Origin of the sequence: Variovorax sp. GrIS 2.14, assembly GCF_046115955.1 — a bacterium.
In the GTDB taxonomy this organism is placed as follows: Bacteria; Pseudomonadota; Gammaproteobacteria; order Burkholderiales; family Burkholderiaceae_C; genus Variovorax.
The window spans coordinates 65111-90925 of sequence record NZ_JBJXIA010000001.1 but is presented as its reverse complement, the minus strand read 5'-3'; the positions used below and the strand labels follow the sequence as shown (position 1 = coordinate 90925).

Genomic DNA, 25815 nt, shown 5'->3' with positions numbered 1-25815 from the left:
TCCGGCGCATGAAGTTCGCCGAGTTCCACGCAGGCCAGCGCATCGAGGCAGGGCCACATCAGGTGACCGAAGCCGAGGTGCTGTCGTTCGCCACCGCATGGGACCCGCAGTGGTTTCACACCGACGCCGAGGCCGCGGCCGAAGGCCCGTTCGGTGGCCTGATCGCCAGCGGCTGGCATACCTGCGGCATCGCGATGCAACTGGTCGTCGGCGCGGCGCTGGCCGGCTCGGAATCCTTCGCCTCGCCGGGGCTGGCCTATGTGCGCTGGCCGAACCCGGTGCGTCCTGGCGATGCTCTGAAACTCGTCGTCGACGTGATCGAGGTGCGTCGCTCCGAGAGCAAGCCGCGGCTGGGGATCCTGCGCTGGCGCTGGCAACTCTTCAACCAGCGCGGGCTCGAGGTGCTGGACCTCGAAGCGACCAGCCTGTTTCGCCTGAACCCGATGCTGTGAGGCCGATGAAGCGCGCCGTCGCACTGGCGACCTCGCGCCTTCGTCACCGGGCATTCCCGCTGGATTTGCACCAGCTCAGCCGATACGCTCAGGCCCCATGACTGCCCCTTTCGTTCCTCAGATCCGTATCTATCAAAACTGGCTGCGCGACACGCTCGGCATCGCCTTCGATTCGTACGATGCGCTGTGGCGCTGGTCGGTCACTGACCTCGATGCTTTCTGGCAAAGCATCTGGGACTTCAGCCGCATGCAGTCGCCGACGCCGCATACGGCCGTGCTGGCCGAGCGCCGGATGCCGGGTGCCGTCTGGTTCCCCGGCGCCAAGGTCAACTACGCGCGCGAAGTGCTGCGCCACGTCAAGGCGGCGCACGCGGCCGGCATGCCCGCGATGGTCACGGACAACGAGCTCGGCGAAGTGCGCGAGATGTCGTGGCCCGAGCTCCAGCGCCAGGTCGCTTCGGTCGCGCTCACGTTGCGTGGCATGGGCGTGCAGCGCGGCGATCGGGTCGCCGCCTACCTGCCGAACGTGCCCGAAACGATGGTGGCCTTCCTCGCGTGTTCGAGCCTCGGGGCCGTGTGGAGTGTGTGCGCGCCCGACATGGGCACAGCCGCGGTGGTCGACCGCTTTCGACAGATCGAACCCAAGGTGCTGATCGCGGCCGATGGCGTGCACTACGGCGGCAAGCCGATCGACCGCAGCATGGTGGTGCGCGAGTTGCGCGATGCGCTGCCGAGCGTGCAAAGCCTGCTGGTCTTGCGCACGCCGTTCGCGGCCGAGGCGGTCGCGGCAGAAAGCGACTGGGCCACGGCCACGGCGCGCGACGATGCCGAGGTCCACGCCTTCGAGCCCGAGTGGCTGCCCTTCGATCACCCCATCTGGATCCTGTATTCGAGCGGCACCACCGGCCTGCCCAAGCCGATCGTGCACGGCCACGGCGGCATCATCCTCACGATGTACGCGTGCGGCCTGCACAACGATGTCGGCGCCAGCTACAGTGCCAACAACCTGGGCGAGCGCTACCACTGGTACAGCTCGACCGGCTGGGTCATGTGGAACGCGCAGCTGTCGGGGCTCGCCTTCGGCGCGACCATCTGCATCTACGACGGTCATCCGGCCGGCAGCAAGGACAAGCCCGACTGGAGCGTGTTGTGGCGCTTCGTGGTGCGGCACAAGGTCACGTTCTTTGGCGCGGGCGCAGCTTATTTCGCTAACTGCATGAAGTCCGGCATCGAACTCAAGGACAGCGGCGACCTGTCACGCGTGCGGGCGCTCGGCAGCACCGGCTCGCCATTGGCCGAAGACGTGCAGCGCTGGGGCACCTCGCAGCTGAAGGCGGCCGGTGCGGACCACGTGTGGTGGTGCAACATTTCCGGCGGCACGGATTTTTGCGGCGCCTTCGTCGGCAGCCACCGCGAATTGCCCGAAGTGCCCGGCCAGATGCAATGCCGCCAGATCGGCCATGCGGTCGAAGCGTGGAACGAGCAAGGGCTGCCGGTCATCGGCGAGGTCGGCGAGCTGGTCTGCGTGCAACCGATTCCTTCGATGCCGCTCTACCTGTGGGGCGACACCGACAACGCGCGCTACTTGTCGAGCTACTTCGACACCTATCCCGGCGTGTGGCGACATGGCGACTGGCTCAGGATCGGCCTCGATGGCGGCTGCATCATCTATGGCCGCAGCGACGCGACCATCAACCGCCAGGGCCTGCGCATGGGCACAAGCGAGATCTACAGCGCGGTCGAAGGCCTGCCCGAAGTGCTCGACTCGATGGTGGTCGATCTCGAGTACCTGGGCCGCGACAGCTACATGCCGTTGTTCGTGGTGCTGCGCCCTGGCATCGCGCTCGACGATGCGATGCGTGCCAAGCTCAACCACGCGATCAAGACGCAGTTGTCGCCCCGTTTCCTGCCGAACGACATCTTCGAAGTACCGGAGATTCCGCGCACGCTGTCAGGCAAGAAGCAGGAACTTCCGATCAAGAAGCTGCTGCTCGGCCAGCCGATCGAAAAGGTGGTCAACAAGGAAGCGATGGCCAACCCGGGCAGCCTGGATTGGTACCTGGCGCTCGCGGCGGACGAGCGCATTCAGCGGCTGCGCGCGGTGGCCGCCTGAGCCGCTGTGATGCCAATGCAGGCTGAATCTTTGAGCGCGTTGCCGTGGACCATCTACTGCGATGGCAGTGCCATGCCCAATCCGGGTCGCATGGGCATCGGTGCGGTGGTCACCGAGCCCGACGGCACGCGGCATGAACTCTCGGTCGCCACGCACGCCATCGGGTGCAACAACGAGGCGGAACTGAAGGCACTCACTCATGCGCTCGAAGATGCGAAGGGGCGCGGCGCGACGACTGTTCGAGCCTTCAGCGACAACAGCGTGCTGGTCGAACAACTCGGCGCGAATGTGGTCAAGCCGATTGCACGCCTCGCGACCTTATTCGACGTCGCGCGCACGTTGCTGCAGTCGTTCGACAGCGCCAGCGTCCACTGGATTCCGCGCCGTCGCAATGCCGAAGCCGATGCACTGGCCCGCTCGGCCCTTGGGCTGGAGCCGAAGCGCGTGGCGCGCTTCGGAAAACGGGGAGCTGATCGAATTCGCAACAAAGCGAACTCACTTCAGGGAAAGCACTGATTAATTCCACGCGGCAGCGCGTAAAAATGAATCGATAGGAACACAAGCGAACTGTTCGCTTTGTTCACTCAGTGCTCTGTCCAAGGAAAACTTCCATGTCCCGAACCATCAGTAGAACCACGCGTTGGGTGGCTGCAGCGGCCGCCACCGTTGCCATGTCAGGTGCGGCGCTGGCCGCCGATGTCGAGATCCTGCCGAACGGGCTGATGGCGCCGACCACGACAGAGCAAACCAAGCCCGACCAGTTCAAGAAGGCGCCTCCGTGGCGCATCGGCGTGTCGTTCGGCGGTGTGGGCAACACATGGATCGTCCAGATGATCCAGGAGATGAAATACGAAGCATCGCTGCACAAGGAAGTCGGCGAGTTCATCTTCGTGGAAGCTAACTGGCAACCTGCCAAGCAGGTCGCCGACGTGGAAGACCTGCTGACCAAGAAAGTCGACGCCATCATCATCGGGCCAATTTCCGCCGCCATCGGCGCGCCGTTGTCCGCCAAGGCCGTCAAGCAGGGCATCCCGGTCGTTGTCTTCGGTGCTTTTGGTAAGGCGATGCAGTCGACCACCGAGATCGGCGCGGGGGGCGAAGTGTTCGGCCGCCAGGGCGGCGAATTCCTGCGCAAGGAACTCAATGGCAAGGGCAGCGTCTGGGCCTTCCGCGGTGTTGCCGGTGTCGATGAAGAGACGCTTCGCTATGAGGGCTTTCGCAAGTCGCTGGTCGGCTCCGATATCAAGATCACCAACGAGGTATTCGGCGATTGGGGCTATGCCAAGGGCAAGCAGCTCTGCGAGAACCTGGTGTTGTCAGGCAACGCGGTCGACGGTATCTGGTTCTCCGGTGCCGAGATGACCCGGGCCTGTCTGGACGTGTTCAAGGAAAGCGGCAAGGCACTTGTGCCGATGACCGGCGAAGGCAACAACGGTTTTCTGCGGGCCTGGAAGCAGACCGGCGTGAAGAGCGTCGCCCCGCTGTTCACGCCCGGACTCGGCGCCGCGGTGGTGCGTGCGTCCGTCGCCTTGCTCGAAGGCAAGCCGCTCTACAAGTCGTACTTTTCGGCGCCCGCTGCCGTGCAACAGGGCGATCTCGACAAGTTCTACCGGCCCGACCTGAACGACGCCTACTGGCTGCCTTCGACCTTGCCCGAAGCCAAGCTCAAGGAAATGTTCCACCGCTGAGTCAGCGTCATGTCCACGAACACGGCACAGCCGCCGAGGACCGGCGACGGGGCGGTGCGCGACCTGATCGTGGTGCGCGGGGTCTCGAAAGCGTTCGGATCCACCGCGGCACTTCGCGATGTCAGCCTGGTCGGCCGCTCGGCTTCCATCCATGCCATCACCGGCGAGAACGGGGCGGGCAAGTCGACCCTGATGAAACTGCTGGCTGGCGTGCACCGGCCCGATGCGGGGGAGCTCGTGGTCGACGGCCAGTCGCTGCGGTTGAACAGCCCGACCGCTGCGCGCCACGCCGGCATCTCCACCGTCTTCCAGGAGCTGACCGTGTTGCCCAACCTCACGGTCGGCGAGAACCTGATGCTGGGGCGGGAGCCGACGTATTTCGGCATGCTCGACCGCTCCCGCATGCTGCGTGAAGCGCGCGATGTCTTGCGCCGCATCGGCATCGACCTCGATCCGGATCGTCTCTGCGGCAGTCTCACCGTCGGCGAGCAGCAGCTGGTCGAGGTCGCCAAGGGCGTGTCGACCGACGCCAAGGTCTTCATATTTGACGAGCCTACGGCTGCGCTGAACCGGGCCGAGGTCGACAAGCTCGAAGCCCTGCTCACCGACCTGAAGGCGCAGGGGAAACTGGTTTTCTACATCAGCCATCGGCTCGACGAGATCTTCCGACTCTGCGACACCGTGACCGTCCTGAAGGACGGACAACTCGTCGTCACCGAACCCACCGCTGCGCTGACGTCCGAGCGGCTCATCACGTTGATGGTCGGGCGTCCGCTGCAGGCGTTGTTCCCGCCGCATGACGGCAGCGATTCAGGTGCACTCGCGCTCGATGTCCGGTCGCTCACGCCGCGCGTCGGTGGGCCGGTTGCGCGCTTCGCACTGCGGCATGGTGAGATCGTCGGCTTGGGCGGGCTGGAGGGCCAGGGCCAGCGCGAGATCGTGCGCTCGCTGGCTGGCGTGATGCTCCCGGCGCACAGCGATGTCTGGAGAAGTCGGGCGGGCGAACAGCCGGTGCGCTTCGACCCGCGCGACGGCGTCGTACGCGTGGTGGAGAAGGGCATCGGCCTGATTCCGGAAGACCGAAAACTGGAGGGTCTGTATCTGGAGCTGCCGATCATCGACAACGTCTGGTTGGGTGGGCTGCGCGGCATGGGGTTGATGCGCAAGGCGCCGCGCGATCGCTCGGTCGTGACACGCATCGCCGAGCGCATGCAACTGCGTGCACGCGACCTCGCTCAAGAGGTGGGTGCGCTGTCGGGCGGCAACCAGCAAAAGGTGATGCTCGGACGCTGGCTCGCGGCCGGCGTCGACACCCTGTTGGTCGAGCAGCCGACCCGTGGCGTCGACGTGGGTGCGAAGGCCGAGATCTACGCTCTGCTGTGCGAGTTCGTCCAGCAGGGCGGCGCGGTGCTCGCGGTATCGAGCGACCTGCTCGAACTGATCGGCCTGTGCGACCGGATTCTCATGGTGCGCGCCGGCGAGATCGTCGGCGACGTCCAGGCAGAAGCGGCCACCGAAGAATCGCTGTTGGCGCTCGCGCTTTCCGGTGCGTGCGAAGCGGTCGCATGAGCAAGACGCGCTCCGGCCTCAGCCGCTACACGATCGGCCTGCCGATCCTGCTGTTTATCGTCCTGGCAGTGGCGGTGCCAAATTTCACTGAGACCCGCAACCTGGCCAACATCAGTGCGCAAATCACGGCGCTGCTGATCGTCACGCTGGGGCAGCTCGTGGTGGCGCTCATCGCCGGAATCGATCTGTCGGTTGGCTCGGTGATGAGCCTGGCGAGCTGCATCGTCGCGACGCATGCCGATCCGGTCTGGGGCATCACTCTGGCGTTGGCACTCGGCGTGGTCGTGGGCCTCGTCAACGGCATAGGCGTGGCATTCGCCAACATCCACCCGCTGGTGATGACCCTCAGCTCGATGACGTTCTTGCAGGGCCTCGCCTACCTGATCCTCCCGATCCCTGGCGGCCAGGTCGCAGCCGGCCTGGGCGTGCTTGCGAACGGTAGCCTGTGGGGCATTCCTCAATCCCTGTTCTGGTGTGCGCTGTTCACCGCGCTGGTGGCGTGGCTGCTGCATCGTTCGCGACTGGGCCTGCACATCTTCGCCGTGGGCGCTAATGCCCGCAGCGCCAATCTCAACGGGGTGCGGACCCAGGGTGTGGTGGTCGCGGCTTACGTCATCTGCAGCCTGCTCGCCGTGGTCGCGGGCGTGTACCTGGCCGCGCGTGTCGCGTCGGGTGACCCGAGCATGGGCGCCTCTTTCAGCCTGGAGTCGGTGACCGCCATCGCGCTCGGCGGCGTTCAGCTCACGGGCGGCGTCGGCAGCATCGTCGGTGTCGTCACCGGGGCGCTCAGTCTCGGCTTGATCACCAACGGCATCAACCTCTTCGGCATTTCGCCGTTCCTGCGCGGCGCGATCACTGGCGTTCTGTTGCTGGCGGCTGTGTGTTCGCAGCGTCGCACGGCGGTAGGCCTGTGAGCACGCCCGCCGATTCCCTTGCGGGCTTGACGGCGCCGCGCCGTATCGCATCGCGATGGCGCGCCATCGCTGCAGCGATCGTCGCCGTGCCGCCGGCCTATCCTGGCACCGTGATCCTGCTGCTGCTGGCAGCATTCATGCGGCCCCAATTGCTGTCGCTCACGCTGCTCCCGCTGATCGTGCGTCAGGCCGCGCCGCTCGGTCTTGCCGTGATCGGGCAATCGCTGGTGATGCGGTCGCGGTCGATCGACCTGAGCTCCGGCGGCGTGATCGTCGCTGTGTCGTACATCCTTACCAGTGGCTTTTTTCAGGTGCCGGATGCCGTCGCGATGGCGATGTGCGTGGTGCTGGGATTGGTGGTCGGAACAATTAACGGGATCTTGATCGTCCGTGCGAGGGCGTCGTCGATGATCGTGACGCTGTCCGTCGCGATGATCCTGCTCGGCGTGGTGATCGCGTTGTCGCAGTTTCGTGCACCGGGCGAAGCCCCGGAGTCCCTGCGGGCGCTGGCACGAATGCGATTGAGCGGCTTGCCGGTGCCGGTGCTCGTTTGGTTGGCCCTCCTTGTTCCAGCGGCGCTGTTTCTCCGGACGACGGTGTTCGGGCGCTACCTGGACGCCGTCGGCGCCAATCCGCAGGCCGCGGCGCTGTCAGGAATTCCGTACCTGCGCGTGATCTTCGTGGGGCATGTCGCCTCTGCCCTGATCTCGGTGCTGTGCGGCTTCATCCTCGTCGGATTCGTCGGCTTCGGAAGCGTCACGCTCGGGCAGGAACTGGCGCTGAATTCACTCGCCGCGGCGATCCTCGGTGGCGTGAACTTCGGCAATGGCAAAGGCGGCATGGTGGGCCCGGCGGTGGCCGCTTTCATGCTCACCTTCCTGTTCAACTTTCTGACCAGTCTCGGCCTGGGCGAGCCCGGTCGACTGATGTTGCAGGGCGCCATCATTGCGGGCGCCGCGCTGATCTACAGCATCGGAAAACGTTGACCCGGCCTCGACCCGCTTTTTCTTCACCAAAGGCAAACCATGACAGACGAAACCATCCTGGCCGGTGCCGAACCCTTCTTCTTCAAGGGCAACGACATCGGGGTGCTGCTGTGCCACGGCTTCACCGGCACCACGCAAAGCATGCACTATCTCGGCGAGCAGTTGCACGGTGCCGGCTACACCGTCATCGGTCCTCGCCTCAAAGGCCACGGCGTATCGCCGCAGGCGATGGCCAAAACGACGGCGGGTGACTGGATCGATTCGGTCGACGAGGCACTGGTCGAGTTGCGCAAGACGTGCTCGCAGATCTTCATGGCGGGGCTCTCGATGGGCGGCACGCTGACGCTCTACACCGCTGCGAAGCACGCCGATGTCATCAAAGGGGCGATCCCGATCAACGCGGTGGTGCACATCGGCAAAGCCGAGATGGCCGGGGTGGCGTTCGACCGCTCGATGCCCGAGATGCTTCCGGGCATCGACTCGGATGTGAAGGACCCGAAGGTCAAGGAGCTCGCGTACAAGGAGGTGCCGGTGACGGCCTTCAGTCAGGTCTATGCGCTGGCGGCGGTCACGCAAGACCTGCTGCCGCTCATCAAATGTCCGACGCTGGTCATCCAGTCACGCGAGGACCATGTCGTCAATCCGGCCAACGGTCCGCGCATCGTCGGCGGAGTGGGTTCCGGGCGCGCCGAATTGCTGTGGCTGGAAGACTCGTATCACGTCGCCACCATCGACAACGACAAGGACCTGATCGCGCGCGAGACCATTGCCTTCATCCGGTCGATCGCGGGCGACGGACAGGGCGGGCGAGGTGCGCCGCAGTCGATGGAAGTGGCCGGCTCGACCCATGCCGCCTCGACTAACCGGCCCGCGTCGGCAGCCGGCCCATGATGAGTTCCGCCATTGGCGATGGCGTGCGGCCGCGCAGCGTGACGAGCCCCATGCGCGACGCCAGCGGCGGCAGACCGGCGACGTTGAGCGTCTTCAGCGTGCGCTCGCCGTACTCCTTCTTGACTGCGGCGTGCGGCGCGGCCAGCACCGAGTCGCCGGCCACCGCAACCGCCTTCAGCACTTCGACATCGTCGCACTCCAGTGCCAGCGACAAGTCGGTGCCGGACGCGAACCCGAGCGAGCCGGCGATGGCGGCGCGCACGCTTGCCGGCAGGCGCACCGACACGACGCCATAGGCCCACAACTCGGGCAGCGTCACCGACGCGGCAGATGCGAGTGGATGGCCCACGCGCACAAAGAAGCCACCGGGCTCTGGTCGTAACGGTCGAATGTGCGTGCCGGTGTCGGAAGGCAAGTCACGCGTATCCGATACGAAGAACTCGATGTCTTCCGCGAGCAGCCGCTGCAGCAATCGCTGCCAGTTGCTGACCTCGACCCGCAGGTTGATTTTTGGAAACTCGCGCCGAAGCTCGGTGAGCAGTGGCGCCAAAAAGGTCGCAGCGGGAAACGGCCCGACGCCGAACGCCGTGTCTCCCAACGCATGGCTGCGGTACAACTCGACATCGCGCTGCAGGCAGCGACTGTTGAACACCAGTTGTCGCGCACGCGCGATGACGAACTCCCCGGCCGGTGTGGCCACGACCTCGTTGCCGCGACGATCGAACAGCAGCAGGCCGAGTTCGGATTCGGCGGCCTGGATGCTGCGCGTCAGCGCCGGTTGGCTCAGGTGCACCTGCTCGGCCGCACGCACAAAGCTCCGACGGTCGGCCACGGCCACGACGTGGGTCCAGCGCTTCAAGTCCATGCGAGTCGCTCCGGTCGGCCATTGCAGCCAGTGCATCGATCCTAGCGTCACTATGCATTGGACTCAATCGGCGTTCGCACGAAGAATCGGAGAGATCACACCCGTCGGGCGTTCGGCCTATCGGACCTCGCCTACCGGACCGTCGCCCCAGGAGACAAACTCGTGAACCTCGTCCAGAACATCGTGCTCGCCTCGATCATTCTTGCGTTCGCCCTGGCCGAGATCGTCTCGGGCAAGCATCGGAACTTCCATGCGACGCACGACGACACCAAGCTGGAACTCTTCATGTTCCTGTGTTTGCTGGCGGTGTCGCAGCCCTTGATCTTCGCGGTCACCGGCAAGTTGTGCGCGCTGGTGATGCCGGACGAACGCGGTGCCTGGGCGCAGCTGCCGTGGTGGGCGATGGGCGCCATCCTTCTGGTCGGCGATGACATGACGCAGTACTGGTGGCACCGCATCTCGCATTCGCCACGGCTCTGGCCGCTGCACCGTGCGCACCACACCGCGCACTACATGAGCATCCGCATCACCTACCGCAACAACTTCTTCTACTACCTGATGATGCCGGGGCTGTGGGTCGCGGGCGTGCTGGTCTACCTCGGCTTTGGTGACGCCTATCTGGGCTACATCGTGATCAAGCTTACAGTGATCCTCGGTGCGCACAGCGCGGTGCCTTGGGATGCGCCGCTGTACCGCAACAAGTGGCTGCACCCGCTCGCCTGGGTGTTGGAACGCACGGTGTCGACGCCGGCCACGCATTGGGCGCACCACGCGCTGACCAACGACGATGGCATCGGTCACTACAAGGGCAATTTCGGCAACCTGCTCTTCGTGTGGGACCTGCTCTTCGGCACTGCGAAGATCACGCGCCTCTATCCACCCAAGGTCGGCCTGCAGGATGATCTGGTCTTCGGCAAGGAGCGCTGGTTCGTGGAAATGTTCTATCCGGTCTTTCGTTCGCGCCGTGCGCACTCGGCGCTGGTGCCGGGCGGCCGGGCTTATGCGGAGGTCGAGACGGCTGAGCATCGCGATCCCGCGCTGCAACCTTTGGCGGGAAAGACATGACTGCTGTTCTGAATTCCGTTTCGGTTTTGCATGTTGAGCCGATCGAGTCGATCGACCCAACCGGTCCACGCGACGCGATGCACCGCGCCTTCGATGTGCAGCGCACCGCCTTCGCGGCCGACATGGCGCCGTCGTACGCGATGCGGCTCGACCGGCTCGATCGCCTGTTCGCCATGACCGAGCGCATCGCGCCAGCACTTGAAAGCGCCGCCTCTGCCGACTTCGGCCATCGGCCGGTGCAGGTCACGCGACTGGCCGACGTGATGATGGTGCTGTCCGCCATCAAGCACGCGCGCCGCCATCTCAAGTCGTGGATGAAAGTCCGCCGTGCGCCGACGGCGATGGCGTTCTGGCCGGGCGCCAACCGCATCGTTGCGCAACCGCTCGGCGTCGTCGGGGTGGTGAGTCCGTGGAACTACCCGTATCAGCTGGCGATGGGACCGGCGATCGCCGCATTGGCAGCCGGCAACCGCGTGATGATCAAGCCATCGGAATTGACGCCGCGCACCTCCGAGCTGATGCTGCAGGCTGTCGCCGAGACCTTCGCGCCCGACGAGATGACCGTCGTCACCGGCGACGCCGACATCGGCAGCGCGTTCGTCGCGATGCCGTTCGATCATCTGCTCTTCACCGGCTCCACTGCGGTGGGCCGCCACGTCGCGCTGGCGGCCGCGGCCAACCTCACGCCGGTCACGCTCGAACTCGGCGGCAAGTCGCCGGCGTTGTTGAGCCCCGACGTCGACATGACGCACGCCGCCGCGCGGCTGGTCATGGGCAAGTTGTTCAACGCCGGCCAGACCTGCATCGCGCCCGATTACGTGGCGGTGCATCGACCGGCGATCGACGCGTTCGTGGACGCGATGCGCCTCGCAGTGCCGCTGCAATACCCGACCATCGCCGGCAACGCCGACTACACCGGCATCGTCAGCGAGCGTCACTTCACGCGGCTGCAGGCGCTGGTCGACGATGCGCTTTTGCGCGGCGCTCGCGTGGTGCCGCTGCATCCGGAAGGCCTCGTCGCGCACGCCGACACACGCACCTTTCCGCCAATGCTCATCCTCGGCGCGACCGACGACATGCGGGTCATGCAGGAAGAAATCTTCGGCCCGTTACTCCCCGTGCTGGCCTACGACGCGCTCGACGATGCCATCGGCTACGTCAACCGGCACGAGCGTCCGTTGGCCCTCTACTGGTTTGGCGCCGACAAGGCCGACCGCGACAAGGTGCTGGCTCGCACCATCTCGGGCGGCGTTACGGTCAACGATTGCATGTGGCACTTTGGGCAAGAAGATTTGCCCTTCGGCGGCGTGGGCGCCAGCGGCATGGGGGCGTACCACGGCGAGTACGGCTTTCGCACGTTCAGCATGAACAAGCCCGTGTTCTTTCAGTCGCCGCTGTCGGGCACGCGGCTGCTGTTCCCGCCTTACGGAAAGACATTCGAACGGATGACGCGGCTGCTCAAGATCATCACCTGAGCTTGGCCGGCGAGGCGCGCTGCGCGGCAGCCAGGCAGGGTGACAGGGCTATAGCCAGTTGCCGCCGCTCGGCATCTGGATCGTCGTTTCCGGCGTGCCGCTGTCGACCAGCGAGCCGACCGCGATGCTCAGGATCGAGACGAAGATGCTGGCGAAAAAGGCGGTCCAGAAGCCCGACACCTTGAAGCCGCGCACCAGCGCCGACACCAGCAACACCATCAGCGCGTTGATCACGAGCAGAAAAAGCCCGAAGGTCAGCAGCGTGAGCGGCAAGGTCAGCACGATGAGCAATGGCTTGACCAGCGCGTTGGCCAGGCCGAGCAGCAGGGCGGAGACGACGAGCGCCGAAGTGCTTTCGAACTTCAGGCCCCGGAAGATCAGGCTGGCGACCCAAAGCGAGAGCGCCGTGATGGCCCATTGAACGAGAAAAGGCATCAGGTTTTGCATCGATCGATCATAGGGCGATCAGCCGGTGTGCCACCGTTCAGCGCGCGTCGTGAAAGATCAGCCCCATCGTCTCGCGCCGACCCGATCGCACGCGGCTGACGCCGTGCCGCATCGCCACCCGATAGATGCCGCGCGTCCCCGTCACCGGCCGTTGGTTGACCGCGAAGATCACCGCTTCCCCTTGCGCCAGCGGCACGACCTCGGCGCGCGACTGCATGCGCGGTCGTTGCTCGGTCAGGACGAACTCGCCGCCGCTGAAGCTTTGCGGTGCACTCAGCAACACGGTGAGTTGCAGCGGAAATTGCAGGTCGCCGTACAGATCCTGGTGCAGACAGTTGTAGTCGCCGGCGTCGTAGCGCAGCAGCAGCGGCGTCGGGCGGAGTTGACCGGCGGCATGACACCGTGCGAGGTAGCTGGCGTGGTCGAGCGGATAGTCGGCAGGCAGCTTCATCGCGCTCGCCCAGGCATTGGCGAGCGGCGCGAGGCGCGTGTACATCGCGCTGCGCAACCCGACGATGGCCTCCGGCAGCGGGTTGTCGAAGTACTGGTACTCACCCTGGCCGAAGCCGTAGCGCTGCATGACGACGCGGCTGCGAAACAGCGCGGGGCGGTCGTACAGGGCGGTGAGCGCGTTGCATTCGGTGGCGGTGAGCAAAGGGCCGGTGGCAGCGCAGCCGCGTGCGGCAAGATCGTCGAACAGGCGTGGCCAGTCGAGCCGGTCCAGGCGGTCCGTGGGGGTTTGAGTCATGGGTCGGAGCAGAAAAAGCAGCAGCGTGTGCCGCAGGGAACGCGGAAAGGGCGGGTTGGCTTTGGTCGATCGCGCAGTCTGCTGCTGCTCGCTGCAAGGTGCACGCCGTTTCCGGACCCGTGTTTGCAGAATAATCGGGGCCGGCAGCAACAAGGAGACAGCATGGGCGCGCAGTGGAAAGCAAAACACAAGGACCTGGCGGCCAACGCCCGAGGTCGGGTCTTCGGCAAATTGGCGAAGGACATCATGATCGCGGCGCGCGGCGGTGCCGACCCGGCCTCGAACGCCCGGCTGCGGCTGGTGGTCGAGCAGGCACGCAAGGTGTCGATGCCCAAGGAAACGCTCGACCGCGCCATCAAGAAGGGCGCCGGCCTGACCGGCGAGGCGGTGCACTTCGATCACGTGATCTACGAAGGCTTTGCGCCGCATCTCGTGCCGTTGATGGTCGAGTGCCTGACCGACAACGTGAACCGCACCGCATCTGAAATGCGCGTGCTGTTTCGCAAGGGCCAGCTCGGATCGTCGGGCTCGGTGGCGTGGGATTTCGACCACGTCGGCATGATCGAGGCCGAGCCTTCGACCAAGGATGCAGACCCGGAAGTGGCCGCCATCGAAGCCGGCGCGCAAGACATGGAACCGGGCGCGGAAGACGGCACGACGATGTTCCTGACCGATCCGGCCGACCTCGATCTGGTGAGCCGTGCGTTGCCGGCGCAAGGCTTTTCGGTGCTGTCGGCCAAGCTCGGCTACAAGGCCAAGAACCCGGTCGACCCCACCACGTTGAGCGCCGAGCATCTGGAAGAGGTCGAAGCGTTTCTGGCGGCGATCGATGCCAACGACGATGTGCAGAACGTGTTCGCGGGCTTGGCGGGCTAGACCTGCAAAGCAGGAACGGCGCGCTGTCCGATTGCCATGTGGCACGGCGGGCGTCAGCATCTTCTCCAGTGCACGTATACCGCGCAACGTAACCCGAACCTAAAGGACATTGCATGGCATCCCCTTCCGACAATTCCCCCGTCTGGTTCATCACCGGCTGCTCCACCGGCTTCGGCCATGAACTCGCCTCGCTCGTGCTCGCGCGCGGTGGACGCGCAGTGGTCACCGCACGCGACAAGGCAAGGCTGGCTCCCTTGATCGAAGGTGCTGGCGATCGCGCACTGGCACTCGATCTCGATGTGACAGATGCGGCGCAGATCGCATCGGCTGTCGCGGCCGCCGAGTCGAAGTTCGGCCGCATCGACGTGCTCGTGAACAACGCGGGCTATGGCTATCAATCGTCGGTGGAAGAAGGCGACGAGGCCGAGATTCGCGCGCAGTTCGACGCCAACGTGTTCGGTCTCTTCGCGATGACGCGCGCGGTGCTGCCCGGCATGCGCGCACGGCGCAAGGGCCATGTGCTCAACGTCACCTCGGTGGCAGGCTTCCTCGGCTTTCCGGGCTCCGGCTACTACGCGGCGAGCAAGCACGCGGTCGAAGGTTTCTCGGATGCGCTGGCATTCGAAGGCGAGCCGCTGGGCATCAAGGTGACCTGTGTGGCACCGGGTCCGTTTCGCACCGACTGGGCCGGTCGCTCCCTGAAGCAGACGCCCAACCGCATCGCCGACTACGCCGAGACCGCTGGCGCACGCATGAACACGACCGCGACCAAGACCGGCACGCAGCCGGGCGATCCGGCACGCGCCGCGGCCGCGATGATCCACATCACCGAGATCGACAATCCGCCGCGGCATCTGGTGCTCGGCGCCATCGGTTTCGAGAACGTGACCAAGACGTTGAAGAAGAGCCTGGCGGAAATAGAGCAGTGGAAAGAAACCAGCGTGGGCACCGACTTTCCGGCCACGTGATTGCGCGTTACGCGCGCGCCCGGCCCACCAGCCACTCCCCGAACGACTTCAACAGCGGCCGTTCGTCGCCGCGGTCCGGCATGACCAGGTAGTAGTTGCGTTCCCCGGACAACGGCCTGGCACACGCAACGACCAGGTCGCCACGATGCAGCTCATCTTCGACCAGCATGGTCGGCATCAGCGCGACACCGAGGCCGTGCGTGGCAGCCCCGGCGAGGATCGAGAACAGCTCGTAGCGCGGGCCACCGCGCGCACTGGGCGCTTCGATTTGATGCGCATCGAACCACTGACGCCAACCGTCGGGCCGCGTGCTGAGTTGCAGCAGCGGCAGCCTGGCGATCGCGGCGGGCGTCACGGCCGTGCCGCGCGGCAGCAGGCGCGGGCTGCAGACCGGCACCACGTCTTCGTGCATCAGCAACAGCGCGCGCGTGCCGGCCCAGTTGGCGACCTGGGTCGGCGTGCCGGCATACAAGGCAGCGTCGAACTCCGTGTCCGCGAATAAAAAAGGCCGCGTGCGAGTTTCGATGTGCACGACCACGTCGGGCTGCAGCCGCGCGAAGTCGGGCAGGCGCGGCACGAGCCAGCGCGTGGCAAAGGTCGGCACTGCGGCCAGCGCCAGGGAGCCGCCCTCGCCCTGGTGCGCCATGGCGTCGAGCGTGTCGCGCTCCATGGCTTCGAGGCGCTTGGTGATCTGGCGTGCGTAGGCAGCACCGCTGGCGGTCAGCGCCACCCCGTGCCGCGTGCGGCGAAAGAGTGCGACGCCGACAAAGGCTTCGAGCGTGGCGATCTGGCGCGAGACCGCGCTTTGCGTCAACGCCAGCTCTTGTGCGGCGCGCGTGTAGCTTTCGTGGCGCGCTGCGGCGTCGAAGCAGACCAGTGTTTGAAGGGGCGGAATCTTGCGGCGCATTCAGGGCTTTCGGCGGTTCATGTATTCCATCGACGCATATCTGACTGAGTATTGCTCGTTTGCGCCAGGCTGCGTGCGTCGCTACGATCAGCCTATTCCCCTCACCTCATTTCCGGAGACAGCCTCATGGCCGCCAAAGCGCAATTTCACTGGGACGACCCGTTTTTGCTCGACCAGCAACTTACCGAAGACGAACGCATGGTGCGTGACGCGGCCAATGCCTACTGCCAGGAACGCCTGCTGCCGCGTGTGGTCGAAGGCTTTCGCTCGGGCGAGACCGACCCGGCGATCTTTCGCGAAATGGGCGCACTGGGCTTGCTTGGTCCGACGATCCCTGAAGAGTACGGCGGCCCCGGCCTCAACTACGTCTGCTATGGCCTGATTGCGCGTGAAGTCGAGCGCGTCGACTCGGGCTACCGCTCGATGGCCAGCGTGCAAAGCTCGCTCGTCATGGTGCCGATCTACGAATTCGGCACTGAGGCGCAAAAGCAGAAGTACCTGCCCAAGCTGGCCACCGGGGAATGGATCGGCTGCTTCGGCCTGACCGAACCCGACCACGGCTCCGACCCCAGCAGCATGGTCACGCGCGCCAAGAAGGTGCCGGGCGGTTATTCGATCAGCGGCGCCAAGATGTGGATCAGCAATTCGCCGATCGCCGATGTCTTCGTCGTGTGGGCCAAAGAGGTGAGCGAGAGCGGCACGGTCGGGCCGATTCGCGGCTTCGTGCTTGAAAAGGGCATGAAGGGTTTGAGCGCTCCCGCCATCCACAGCAAGGTCGGCCTGCGTGCCAGCATCACCGGCGAGATCGTGATGGACGGCGTGTTCTGCCCTGAAGAAAACGCCTTCCCTGAAGTGCAGGGGCTGAAGGGCCCATTCACCTGCTTGAACAGCGCACGCTACGGTATCTCCTGGGGCGCGCTCGGTGCGGCCGAAGACTGCATGCACCGCGCGCGCCAGTACGTGCTGGACCGCAAGCAGTTCGGTCGCCCGCTCGCCGCCAACCAATTGATCCAGAAAAAGCTGGCTGACATGCAGACCGAAATCGCGCTCGGCCTGCAAGGCTGCCTGCGCTTGGGCCGCATGAAGGACGAAGGCACGGCCTCGGTCGAGATCACCTCGATCCTGAAGCGCAACTCGTGTGGCAAGGCACTCGACATCGCCCGCCTGGCGCGCGACATGATGGGTGGCAACGGCATCAGCGACGAGTACGGCGTCGCGCGACACCTGGTCAATCTCGAAGTGGTGAACACTTACGAAGGCACGCACGACATTCATGCGCTGATCCTCGGCCGCGCGATCACCGGCATTGCTGCTTTCGCGAACTGAACCGACCAGACTTCATTGGGTAGACATGGCGCAAGCAGCCCTCGACGGCATCAAGGTTCTCGATCTTTCGCGCGTGCTCGCGGGCCCGTGGTGCACGCAGATCCTGGCCGACCTGGGGGCCGACGTCGTCAAGATCGAGCGGCCCGGCGTGGGCGACGACACACGCACCTGGGGCCCGCCATTCCTGAAAGACGCGGAAGGCAACACGACCAACCAGTCGACCTACTACACCGCGTGCAACCGCAACAAGCGGTCGGTCACCATCGACATGACGACGGCCGAAGGCCAGGCGCTGTTGAAGCGCATGGCGGCGCAGAGCGACATCCTGGTGGAGAACTTCAAGACCGGTGGCCTCGCGCGGTACGGGCTCGACCAGGAGAGCCTGCGCGCCGCCAATCCACGGCTCATCTACTGCAGCGTGACCGGCTTCGGTCACGATGGCCCGCACGCCACGCGCGCTGGCTACGACCTGATGATCCAGGCGACCAGCGGCATGATGAGCATCACCGGCCGGCCCGACGAAGTGCCCGGTGGCGGACCATTGCGCGTAGGCGTGGCGCTCACCGACCTGTTCACCGGCGTCTATGCCAGCACCGCCATCCTCGCCGCGCTTGAGGTGCGGCACCGCACCGGCGAGGGCCAGCACATCGACATGGCGTTGCTCGATGTCGGCATGGCGATCCTGGCGAACCAGGCCAGTGCGTTCCTGAACACCGGCGTGGCGCCGCATCGACAGGGCAACAGCCATCCGAGCCTGGCGCCGTACCAGGACTTTCATACGCAAGACGGCTCGATGCTGCTGGCGATCGGCAACAACGGCCAGTTCGCGCGCTTCTGCGAAGCGGCGGGCCATGCCGAATGGGCGAGCGACCCACGCTATGCGACCAACACGCTGCGTGTGAAGCATCGCGAGGTGCTGATCCCCGACATGGAAGCCGTCACGCGCACGCGGACCACCGCCGCATGGATCGCGCTGCTCGAAGACAAGGCCGTGCCCTGCGGCCCGATCAACGACATCGCGCAAGCCTTCGACGACGAGCAGGTGAAGTCGCGTGGCCTGGCCGTGACGATGCAGCGCGATGCCGGCGACGGCATCGAAAGCATCGTGGGCGTCGCGAGCCCATTGCGCCTGCAGGCCACGCCACCGGTGCTGCGCCACGCCCCACCTGCGCTCGGGCAACACACGGACGAGGTGCTGGCCGAACTCGGCATGGGCGCGGCGCAGATCGCGGCACTGCGAACGGCGGGCGTGCTCTGACGCTGCACCGGCGCTCGAGCGAAGAGCGTGCAGAGCGCGCAGCGGCCGTGCCTGCGCCCGATACGCTGACGCCGGCCGATCGCTACGCCGAGCTCTTTGCGGCGGTGCAGGGCGCGCGCGTCTTCGCCGACAGCAAGACTTTCGTCGATTGCGCGCCGCGCATCGATCCTGCAGCGATCCTCGCGGCGTACCGCGCGCAACGCGACCGGGCGGACTTCGATCTGCCGGCTTTCGTCGATGCGCATTTCGAGGTGCTGCAGCCGACCCCCAGCGATTACGTGTCGGTGCCGGGCCAGCCCATCGCCGATCACATCGACGACCTGTGGCGCGTACTGACGCGGGAGCCGCTCGACCATCCGCCGCGCGGCTCGTTGCTGCAGGTGCCGCACGCCTACGTGGTCCCGGGCGGCCGCTTCGGCGAGCTGTACTACTGGGATTCGTACTTCACGATGCTGGGCTTGTCGGCGAGCGGCAAGGCCGGGTTGCTGCACGACATGGTCGGCAACTTCGCGCACCTGATCGACACCTATGGCCATGTGCCGAACGGCACGCGCACCTATTACCTGACGCGGTCGCAGCCACCGTTGTTCGCCTTCATGGTCGAGTTGGCGGAACAACTCGACGATGTCGACGGCATTGATTTTTTACGGCAGTTGAAGCGTGAGCACGCGTGGTGGATGAGCGGCAGCGACGCGCTCGAATCGGATCGGACAAGCCAAACTGGCGCGGCGAACCGCCGTGTCGTGCGCTTGCCCGATGGCGCATTACTGAACCGCTATTGGGACGAGCGCGACACGCCGCGCGAAGAAGCCTGGCTCGAAGACGTCACCACCGCCAAGGCCGCGGAAGCGCAGGGGCGCGACGCTTCGGAGGTGTATCGGCACCTGCGCGCGGCGGCCGAATCCGGTTGGGACTTCAGTTCGCGCTGGCTGACCGAGCCGTTGCAGTGCGATGCGGATGCGGCCGTGAAGGGCGGCGCGGCCGACGCCGCATCGCTGGCGGGCATCTGCACCACCGACATCGTGCCGGTCGATCTCAACGCCCTTTTGTACAAGCTCGAATCGGTGATCGCGACCGTGTCTGCACGCGCCGGCGATGCGGTCGGCGCAAGCGACTTCGCGCATCGCGCTTCCGTGCGCAAGGCGGCCGTCGTGAAGTGGCTTTGGGACGATGCGCAGGGCGCGTTCTTCGATCACGACTGGCGGCTCGGCCGTCGCCGCAGTTGCCTGACGGCTGCCGGCATCTCGACGCTGTTCGCCGGCCTCGCCGATCCGGCGCAAGTCGAAGCGATGGCGGCAACCGTTTCGCGCAGGCTGCTGGCCCCCGGCGGCCTGTCGACCACCGCATGCACCAGTGACCAGCAGTGGGACCAACCCAATGGATGGGCCGCGCTCCAGTGGATGGCGATCCAGGGCTTCGCACACTACGGCGAGATGGCACTGGCACGCACCATCGCGCACCGCTGGCTGGCCACCGTGGCCGCGGTGTACGAGCGCGAAGGCAAGCTGGTCGAAAAGTACACGCTGCGCCAGCAAGAACACGACGCATCGGCTGGCGGCGGTGGTGGCGAGTACCCGTTGCAGGACGGCTTCGGCTGGACCAACGGCGTCACGCGGGCGTTGCTGGCAGCGCATCCGGCGCACACCGCCAACGACTGCGTCTCGAACGCACCGGTGCCGAAGCACCGTTAGCCCGCGACCGGAAAGCGGTCCTGCCCACGCGTGGTGTGGGCGACAAATCGCGGCATCCAGGCGTTGGCACGGCCTGGAACGAAGATTGCAGTAAAGGAAGTAATCGACACTTTTGTCGGTATTTTCCCCTGACCCGCAGGCATCGCCGATCCCATGAAAGCCCTCGACCAACTCATTCGCGACGTGCCGCCCGGACGCACGATCGTCGTGCGTGCGCAGGCGCTCGGCTTGAGCGAGGGCGCGTTCGTCAGGTTCGCGAACGAAATCAAGGAAGACGAAGGCATCGACGATTTCGATCTGGTTCAGCTGCACCGTTTGGGCGACAGCGGATGGCAGTCGCTCGACCTGCTGGCCGCGGGTGGCGCTGGCGGCGCAGTCGACGCGGTCTCGCTGCGCCGACGCAAGGCCTAGACGCGGTCGGGCGACTGAGGTCGCCGGGGGGGTCGTCCGGGGATAAGCTGCGCCGGTCTGCTTTTTGCGAGTAAACCGAGGAATCCGCCATGTCGAATCGCCCGTCCGTTACCCTCGCTGACCGCGCGCATGCCGTGGCGCTCCCCAAGTCGGGCCGAATCTCCGGCCTCTACGACGGTGCCTTTCTGGCAGACGCCTTCGCGATTCGCCTGCCGGCCGGCGCAACGCACGACCCGCTCGCACTCGCGCGCTTCGCCCTCGAACGCCCGGCTCCATGGGTCGATCGCCTGATGCGTCTGCGCGACAGGCTGGTGTCGCTGTTCGGCCTCAAAACCGCCAAAGCACTGCGTGCCGACACGTCGACTCGCACGCCGCGCGTCGGCATCTTTCGGATTTACGAAACGCATGCCGATGAAGTCGTGCTCGGTGAGGACGACCGGCATCTGGATTTTCGGGTGTCGGTGCGGCGCGGACCGTCTGCGATGGCGGGCGAGGGCGACGAGCTGGTGGCGGTGACAGTGGTGCATTGCCACAACCTGCTGGGTCGCAACTACATCCGTTTGATCGCGCCGTTCCATCGCATGGTGGTGCGGTCGGCGCTCGACCGCGCGGCGCGATCAGGCTGGCCGATGGCAGTGCCGGCCTGACTTGGGTGATCACCTGCGCGATGGCCTGCGTGGCTGATCAGCGCACCTTCGACGCGTACCCGCCCTCGATCCAGGCCCCCGCGCTGGCCGACGTTAGCTTGAAGGTTGGTGGCACACGCGCCTCGCCCAGTTGCACGCCGGACTCGTCCTGCGCAGTGAGTACGGCGTAGGGGTTGTCTTCGTCCGGCACGATCTGCAGCGCGACGCGTATGCGCCCCGAGCCGTCGCCGATGTTGACGTGCTTGTTGAGTTGCCCGTGGAGCTGCTGCTCGTGGCGCCGCAGCACTTCGGCAGCCGTTTTGACGAGCGTGTGAAAGGCAGAAGGGTCGAGCGGCTTCGGATTCTTCTTGTCGCGTCCCATGGTCCACGGGCCGACCAGTGCCGGCTCGGGGTCGCCGTGGCGTGTCATCTCGACCGCCCAGCCGTCGTCGTCTTCGTTCTTCACCACCTTGGCGGTCCAGACCTCGTCGCGCCAAAGCCTTGGTTCCTGAATGGGGAGGTTCTCTTCGCTATCGTTGTTGTCGTTCATGCCTGAAGTTTTGCACAAGGAGCCCATCGTGAATCCAATGTCCGATCGTTTGCGGCAGGCGCGCGCCCAATGGCACCACGTGGGCGACGAGCGCCCGGCCTTCGCCACTCCGCCGCAGCCGGGTCAGGAATCGGTCTGGGACTATCCCCGGCCGCCGCGCATCGCGGCTGATGCACGTGAGGTCGTCGTCACATTCGGTGCGCTGGAAATCGCCCGCACGCGGCAAGCTTTGCGGGTGCTCGAAACAGCGAGTCCGCCCACCTTCTACCTGCCGCAAGCGGACGTGCAGATGGCACTGCTCGTTGCGGTCGCTGGCAATTCGTTCTGCGAGTGGAAGGGCGACGCGCGTTACTGGTCGGTGGTGGCCGGCGCCGACCGCCTCGACGCGGTCGGCTGGTCGTACCCGGCGCCGTTCGAGGAGTTCGATGCACTGCGCGACCACATCGCTTTCTATCCGCAGCAACTCGTGTGCACCGTCGACGGTGTGCGGGCACAGCCGCAACCGGGTCGCTTCTACGCCGGCTGGATCACGCCGGAAGTGGTCGGGCCGTTCAAGGGCGAGCCGGGCTCGGGCGGCTGGTGATGCGACGCGCTGCCTGAAAAGTCAGAACACCGACAACCCCGTCTTGGCGACGAACAGTTCCAGCGCCTTCATGCCGAGCAGGGAGTTGCCGGTGGCGTCGAGCGCCGGCGACCACACCGCGAGCGTGAGCCGGTCGGGCACCACCGCGACGATGCCGCCACCCACGCCGCTCTTGCAGGGCAGGCCGATGTTGAAGGCCACGTCGCCGGCCGCGTCGTAGGTGCCGCAGGTCAGCATCAGCGCGTTGATGCGCCGCGTTTGCCGCTCGTTGGTGACCTCGGAATCCTGCTCGAACGGATGCGCGCCATCGCGGCACAGGAAGCCGGCGGCGCGTGCCAATTGCTGACAATTCATGCGAATGGCGCACTGGTGAAAGTAGGTGTCGAGCACTGCCTCCACGTCGTTGTCGAGCTTGCCGAAGCTCTTCATGAAGTTGGCCAGCGCGATGTTGCGGTAGCCGGTCGCGGCCTCTGACGCCGCCACTTCCGCATCGAACTCGATCGGCTCGCCGCACAGGCTGGACACCAGCGCCAGGATGTCCGCCTTGGCGCTGCCGCGGTTTCCCTTGCCCTGGACGTGGCTCACCAGCCGGTCTGCCACTGCGATGGCACCGGCATTGATGAACGGGTTGCGCGGCTTGCCCTGTTCGTTCTCGAGCTGCACCAGCGAGTTGAAAGCGCTGCCCGAAGGCTCGCGGCCGATGCGCTCCCACAGCGCGTCGCCGAGGCGCTGCATGGCGAGTGTGAGCGTGAACACCTTGGACACGCTCTGGATCGAGAACGGTGTCGCGCTGTCGCCGGCCGCGGCTTCTTCGCCGTTGCACGTATGCAGCGCGATGCCGAGTTGCTTCGGGTCGATGCACGCGAGCGCCGGTATGTAGCTGGCCACCTTGCCGTCCGCCCCGAGAAAGGGGCGCAGCGTGGTCACGATGTCTTCGAGCACGGCTTGGTAGTTCATCGCAGCGATCTCCGGTTCACCAGCACGATGCCCGCCGCCACGCCCACCAGTGCGAGCACCAGTTGCAGCGTCAACGCTTCGCCGAGCAACACCACGCCGAACACCAGTGCGAAGAGCGGCGTCAAAAAGCTGAACGACGACATTTGCGTGGCGGGGTAGTGCCGCAGCATCCACATCCACGCCAGGTAGGTCGCGAAGGCGCCGACGATGGTCTGCACTGCAATGGAACTCCAGGCCCATGTCGAATAGCTCAGGCTCCAGTGCTCACCGAGCGCCATCGAGACGAAGGGGCACACGATGGCCGCTACGCCGACTTGATAGAACAGCGTCTTCTCGGGGCTTGCAGTTGCGAGCTTCGTCGTGCGCAGCGCCAGCGTCGTCAGACCCCACAGCATGCCGGCCGCAAGGCCCAGCGCGTCGCCCCGCAACTGGTTCGATGTGCTGTGGCCGAAGCTCTCGCTGAAAGCCAGCACGACGCCCGCGAATGCGATGGCCAGCCCGGTCCATTGCAGCGCGCGCATGCGCTCTGACGGCACCCAGCGCGGCAGCAGCAAGGCGACCCAGAACGGCGCTGTATAGAGGAACACGGTAAGGCGGGAGGCAGAGGTGTTCTGCAGCCCGATGTAGATGCCGATGAACTCGCCGGTGAAGAGCAAGCCCGCCAGCAGGCCCGCGCCCAGGGTGCCGTCGCGCCGGAACAGCGGTACGCCGCGCCACCGGCACCAGAGCCATAACAGCAGTACGGCGCCGGACGTGCGGATCGAGGCTTGCCACAACGGCGGGACTTCCGCGACGGTCGTCTTGATGAGAATCTGCTGCCCGCCCCACGTGGCGCAGCAGACGATGAGCAGAGTGATGGCGAGGGTGTCTAGGTGGGTTTTGCGTTCGATCATTCGGGGGGGCGGGTCGCTGTCTGGAAACGTGAAGATAAACCCATCGGCATGGGGCTCCGCGGGGTATGCACGCCGAGCGTGCGTCTCGACTGGGCATAGGCCACCGAGCAGTTGGGGGCTAGAGTGGGCCGGAATGCATCCTTCACCTCAACCACCTGATCAATCATGACCCCTCTGCCCTTGTTGGCCATCCCCGGCCTGATGAACGACGAGCGCGTCTGGAAGCACCAGCAGGAGGCCCTCGCGCCGGACCGCGAAGTGTGCATCGCCGACATCACGGCGTACGGCAGCGTGCACGAGATGGCCTCTGCTGCTCTGGCGAGCGCCCCCGGTCCGCGCTTTGCACTGGCGGGGTTTTCGCTCGGCGGTTATGTCGCTCTGGAGATGCTCCGGCAGGCACCCGACCGGATCGCAGCGCTGGCGTTGGTCGACACGGGCGCCCGAGCGGACACGCCGGAATCGACCGACATGCGTCGGCGAATGGTCGCTGCCGTGGGCGCTGCGCCGGCCAACTTTGGCGCGGTGACGGCGGCCTTTCTCCCTCGCGTCATCCACCCTTCGCGGGCGCACGATGACGAACTGATCGACCTGTTCACGGACATGGCTCGGGCCGTCGGCGTCGAAGGATTCGTGCGGCAGCAACAAGCGGCCATGCTGCGCATCGACAGCCGGCCCACGCTTCCAGATATTCGGTGCCCTGTTCTGGTGATGTGCGGTCGCGAAGATCTGACCACGCCCCTCGCGCTCAGCGAGGAAATGGCCGCAATGATTCCCGGCGCCCAGCTGGTCGTGATCGAGACGTGCGGGCATATGGCACCGCTGGAGCGACCTGACGAGGTGACGCAGGCCATGGTCGATTGGTTGGGTAGGGCGCAGTAACCCGAGCCGCGGGATCAGCCAGACCAGTCCAAACCGGCCCCATGCCCAGGCCGCGCACCACCAGCCTGCGCTGGCTAAAGAGGGTGCTCGGTATAGAAGCGCCCGCCGTGATACAGCAACGGCGACGCGCCCACGTTGTGCGTGCAGCGCTCCACTTCGCCGACGAAGATGATGTGATCGCCTTCGTCGTAGCGGCTGCGGTTGAAGCATTCGAAGCTCGCTGCCGCACCCACCAGCACGGGGGCGCCACTCAGCCCTTCGGTGAACGCGACATCGGCCCAACGGTCGATATTCTTGGTCGCGAAGCGTTGGGCCAGCGCCTTCTGATTCGCCGCGAGGATGTTGATGGTGTAGTGCGATCCGGCGCTGATGGCCGGCATCGACGATGCGCTCAGCGCCAGGCTCCAGAGCACCAGCGGCGGATCGAGCGAGACCGAGTTGAAGCTGTTGGCCGTGAGCCCGACCAGCGTGCCGTTGGCCGCGCGCGCGGTGACGATGGTTACGCCGGTGGCGAACATGCCCAGCGCGTTCCGGAACTCGTCGACCGAGAAAGAGGGCGCTTGCGCCTGGGCGGGGAGGGTCACTGGCATCACTGGCTGAGCAGTCGTCGAAAAGAAGAGCGCTATTCTGGCCGATCGCATGGCGCCTCGCTGTCGTCGAAGCGCCTGTTCGCACGC

Annotated in this window: 27 protein-coding genes; 19 read left to right on the top strand and 8 right to left on the bottom strand. The window is 65.7% G+C overall.

Features of this window, described 5'->3' with window-relative positions; translation table 11 throughout:
- Positions 1-8: 8 nt before the first annotated feature.
- The 8 genes from RCH10_RS00410 (at position 9) to RCH10_RS00375 (ending at position 8613) form a co-directional block, all read left to right on the top strand.
- Positions 9-452, top strand: coding sequence for a MaoC family dehydratase (locus RCH10_RS00410; RefSeq protein ID WP_323496846.1), 444 nt, complete (start codon positions 9-11; stop codon positions 450-452).
- A 97-nt stretch (positions 453-549) separates the two neighbouring features.
- On the top strand, positions 550-2565 hold the full coding sequence (locus RCH10_RS00405; RefSeq protein WP_409050824.1) for an acetoacetate--CoA ligase: 2016 nt from the start codon (positions 550-552) through the stop codon (positions 2563-2565).
- A 15-nt stretch (positions 2566-2580) separates the two neighbouring features.
- The gene (locus RCH10_RS00400) at positions 2581-3081 is read left to right on the top strand and encodes a ribonuclease HI family protein (protein WP_409050823.1); all 501 of its coding nucleotides are present in this window, start codon (positions 2581-2583) and stop codon (positions 3079-3081) included.
- Between the two features lie 95 nt (positions 3082-3176).
- Entirely contained in the window at positions 3177-4253 is a 1077-nt protein-coding gene (locus tag RCH10_RS00395; protein ID WP_323496849.1) for an ABC transporter substrate-binding protein, read from the top strand.
- A gap of 9 nt (positions 4254-4262) precedes the next feature.
- Positions 4263-5822, top strand: coding sequence for a sugar ABC transporter ATP-binding protein (locus RCH10_RS00390; protein WP_409050822.1), 1560 nt, complete (start codon positions 4263-4265; stop codon positions 5820-5822).
- Complete coding sequence (locus RCH10_RS00385; RefSeq protein ID WP_409050821.1) at positions 5819-6736, top strand: ABC transporter permease; 918 nt, start codon at positions 5819-5821, stop codon at positions 6734-6736. Before RCH10_RS00390 ends, RCH10_RS00385 begins: the two co-directional genes overlap by 4 nt.
- Positions 6733-7722 (top strand): ABC transporter permease, encoded by a 990-nt coding sequence (locus RCH10_RS00380; RefSeq protein ID WP_409050820.1) that lies wholly within the window; start codon positions 6733-6735, stop codon positions 7720-7722. Before RCH10_RS00385 ends, RCH10_RS00380 begins: the two co-directional genes overlap by 4 nt.
- Before the next feature lie 39 nt (positions 7723-7761).
- Positions 7762-8613, top strand: a complete 852-nt coding sequence (locus RCH10_RS00375) for an alpha/beta hydrolase (RefSeq protein WP_409050819.1) — start codon at positions 7762-7764, stop codon at positions 8611-8613.
- On the opposite strand, the gene RCH10_RS00370 is transcribed toward RCH10_RS00375, so the two are convergent.
- Positions 8582-9478, bottom strand: a complete 897-nt coding sequence (locus RCH10_RS00370) for a LysR family transcriptional regulator (protein ID WP_409050818.1) — start codon at positions 9476-9478, stop codon at positions 8582-8584. The genes RCH10_RS00375 and RCH10_RS00370 overlap by 32 nt on opposite strands.
- 162 nt (positions 9479-9640) lie before the next feature.
- On the opposite strand from RCH10_RS00370, the gene RCH10_RS00365 reads away from it, so the two are divergent.
- Both RCH10_RS00365 and RCH10_RS00360 read left to right on the top strand, forming a co-directional pair.
- Entirely contained in the window at positions 9641-10543 is a 903-nt protein-coding gene (locus RCH10_RS00365; protein WP_409050817.1) for a sterol desaturase family protein, read from the top strand.
- Complete coding sequence (locus tag RCH10_RS00360) at positions 10540-12018, top strand: coniferyl aldehyde dehydrogenase (RefSeq protein ID WP_409050816.1); 1479 nt, start codon at positions 10540-10542, stop codon at positions 12016-12018. Before RCH10_RS00365 ends, RCH10_RS00360 begins: the two co-directional genes overlap by 4 nt.
- 48 nt (positions 12019-12066) lie before the next feature.
- On the opposite strand, the gene RCH10_RS00355 is transcribed toward RCH10_RS00360, so the two are convergent.
- Both RCH10_RS00355 and RCH10_RS00350 read right to left on the bottom strand, forming a co-directional pair.
- On the bottom strand, positions 12067-12465 hold the full coding sequence (locus tag RCH10_RS00355) for a phage holin family protein (protein ID WP_323499759.1): 399 nt from the start codon (positions 12463-12465) through the stop codon (positions 12067-12069).
- A gap of 37 nt (positions 12466-12502) precedes the next feature.
- Positions 12503-13213: a 2OG-Fe(II) oxygenase gene (locus RCH10_RS00350; protein WP_409050815.1), complete on the bottom strand. Its 711-nt coding sequence runs from the start codon at positions 13211-13213 to the stop codon at positions 12503-12505.
- A gap of 162 nt (positions 13214-13375) precedes the next feature.
- Here RCH10_RS00350 and RCH10_RS00345 point away from each other — a divergent pair, with 162 nt between their 5' ends.
- Positions 13376-14089 (top strand): YebC/PmpR family DNA-binding transcriptional regulator, encoded by a 714-nt coding sequence (locus RCH10_RS00345; protein WP_409050814.1) that lies wholly within the window; start codon positions 13376-13378, stop codon positions 14087-14089.
- A gap of 113 nt (positions 14090-14202) precedes the next feature.
- The gene (locus tag RCH10_RS00340) at positions 14203-15057 is read left to right on the top strand and encodes an oxidoreductase (RefSeq protein ID WP_409050813.1); all 855 of its coding nucleotides are present in this window, start codon (positions 14203-14205) and stop codon (positions 15055-15057) included.
- Between the two features lie 7 nt (positions 15058-15064).
- On the opposite strand, the gene RCH10_RS00335 is transcribed toward RCH10_RS00340, so the two are convergent.
- Positions 15065-15964, bottom strand: coding sequence for a LysR substrate-binding domain-containing protein (locus RCH10_RS00335; protein ID WP_409050812.1), 900 nt, complete (start codon positions 15962-15964; stop codon positions 15065-15067).
- A gap of 126 nt (positions 15965-16090) precedes the next feature.
- On the opposite strand from RCH10_RS00335, the gene RCH10_RS00330 reads away from it, so the two are divergent.
- From RCH10_RS00330 to RCH10_RS00310, 5 genes are all read left to right on the top strand, one after another.
- Entirely contained in the window at positions 16091-17290 is a 1200-nt protein-coding gene (locus RCH10_RS00330) for an acyl-CoA dehydrogenase (RefSeq protein ID WP_323496861.1), read from the top strand.
- A gap of 25 nt (positions 17291-17315) precedes the next feature.
- Positions 17316-18548, top strand: a complete 1233-nt coding sequence (locus RCH10_RS00325; RefSeq protein ID WP_409050811.1) for a CaiB/BaiF CoA transferase family protein — start codon at positions 17316-17318, stop codon at positions 18546-18548.
- On the top strand, positions 18545-20239 hold the full coding sequence (gene treF / locus RCH10_RS00320; RefSeq protein ID WP_409051314.1) for an alpha,alpha-trehalase TreF: 1695 nt from the start codon (positions 18545-18547) through the stop codon (positions 20237-20239). The genes RCH10_RS00325 and treF overlap by 4 nt, the downstream gene beginning before the upstream one ends.
- Positions 20240-20392: 153 nt before the next feature.
- Entirely contained in the window at positions 20393-20650 is a 258-nt protein-coding gene (locus RCH10_RS00315) for a hypothetical protein (protein WP_409050810.1), read from the top strand.
- 89 nt (positions 20651-20739) lie between these two features.
- Positions 20740-21297 (top strand): DUF2867 domain-containing protein, encoded by a 558-nt coding sequence (locus RCH10_RS00310; RefSeq protein ID WP_409050809.1) that lies wholly within the window; start codon positions 20740-20742, stop codon positions 21295-21297.
- 37 nt (positions 21298-21334) lie between these two features.
- Here the strand turns inward: RCH10_RS00310 and RCH10_RS00305 are convergent, their stop codons facing one another.
- The gene (locus RCH10_RS00305) at positions 21335-21826 is read right to left on the bottom strand and encodes a hypothetical protein (protein ID WP_323496865.1); all 492 of its coding nucleotides are present in this window, start codon (positions 21824-21826) and stop codon (positions 21335-21337) included.
- A gap of 37 nt (positions 21827-21863) precedes the next feature.
- Between RCH10_RS00305 and RCH10_RS00300 the strand changes: the two genes are divergently transcribed.
- Positions 21864-22409, top strand: coding sequence for a DUF427 domain-containing protein (locus RCH10_RS00300; protein WP_409051313.1), 546 nt, complete (start codon positions 21864-21866; stop codon positions 22407-22409).
- Between the two features lie 21 nt (positions 22410-22430).
- Here RCH10_RS00300 and RCH10_RS00295 read toward each other — a convergent pair whose 3' ends face one another.
- Positions 22431-23366 (bottom strand): glutaminase, encoded by a 936-nt coding sequence (locus RCH10_RS00295; protein ID WP_409050808.1) that lies wholly within the window; start codon positions 23364-23366, stop codon positions 22431-22433.
- The gene (locus RCH10_RS00290) at positions 23363-24259 is read right to left on the bottom strand and encodes a DMT family transporter (RefSeq protein ID WP_409050807.1); all 897 of its coding nucleotides are present in this window, start codon (positions 24257-24259) and stop codon (positions 23363-23365) included. The genes RCH10_RS00295 and RCH10_RS00290 overlap by 4 nt, the downstream gene beginning before the upstream one ends.
- Before the next feature lie 165 nt (positions 24260-24424).
- Here RCH10_RS00290 and RCH10_RS00285 point away from each other — a divergent pair, with 165 nt between their 5' ends.
- Positions 24425-25138, top strand: a complete 714-nt coding sequence (locus RCH10_RS00285) for an alpha/beta fold hydrolase (protein ID WP_409050806.1) — start codon at positions 24425-24427, stop codon at positions 25136-25138.
- A 74-nt stretch (positions 25139-25212) separates the two neighbouring features.
- Here the strand turns inward: RCH10_RS00285 and RCH10_RS00280 are convergent, their stop codons facing one another.
- Complete coding sequence (locus RCH10_RS00280; protein WP_323499771.1) at positions 25213-25728, bottom strand: flavin reductase family protein; 516 nt, start codon at positions 25726-25728, stop codon at positions 25213-25215.
- Positions 25729-25815: the final 87 nt, after the last annotated feature.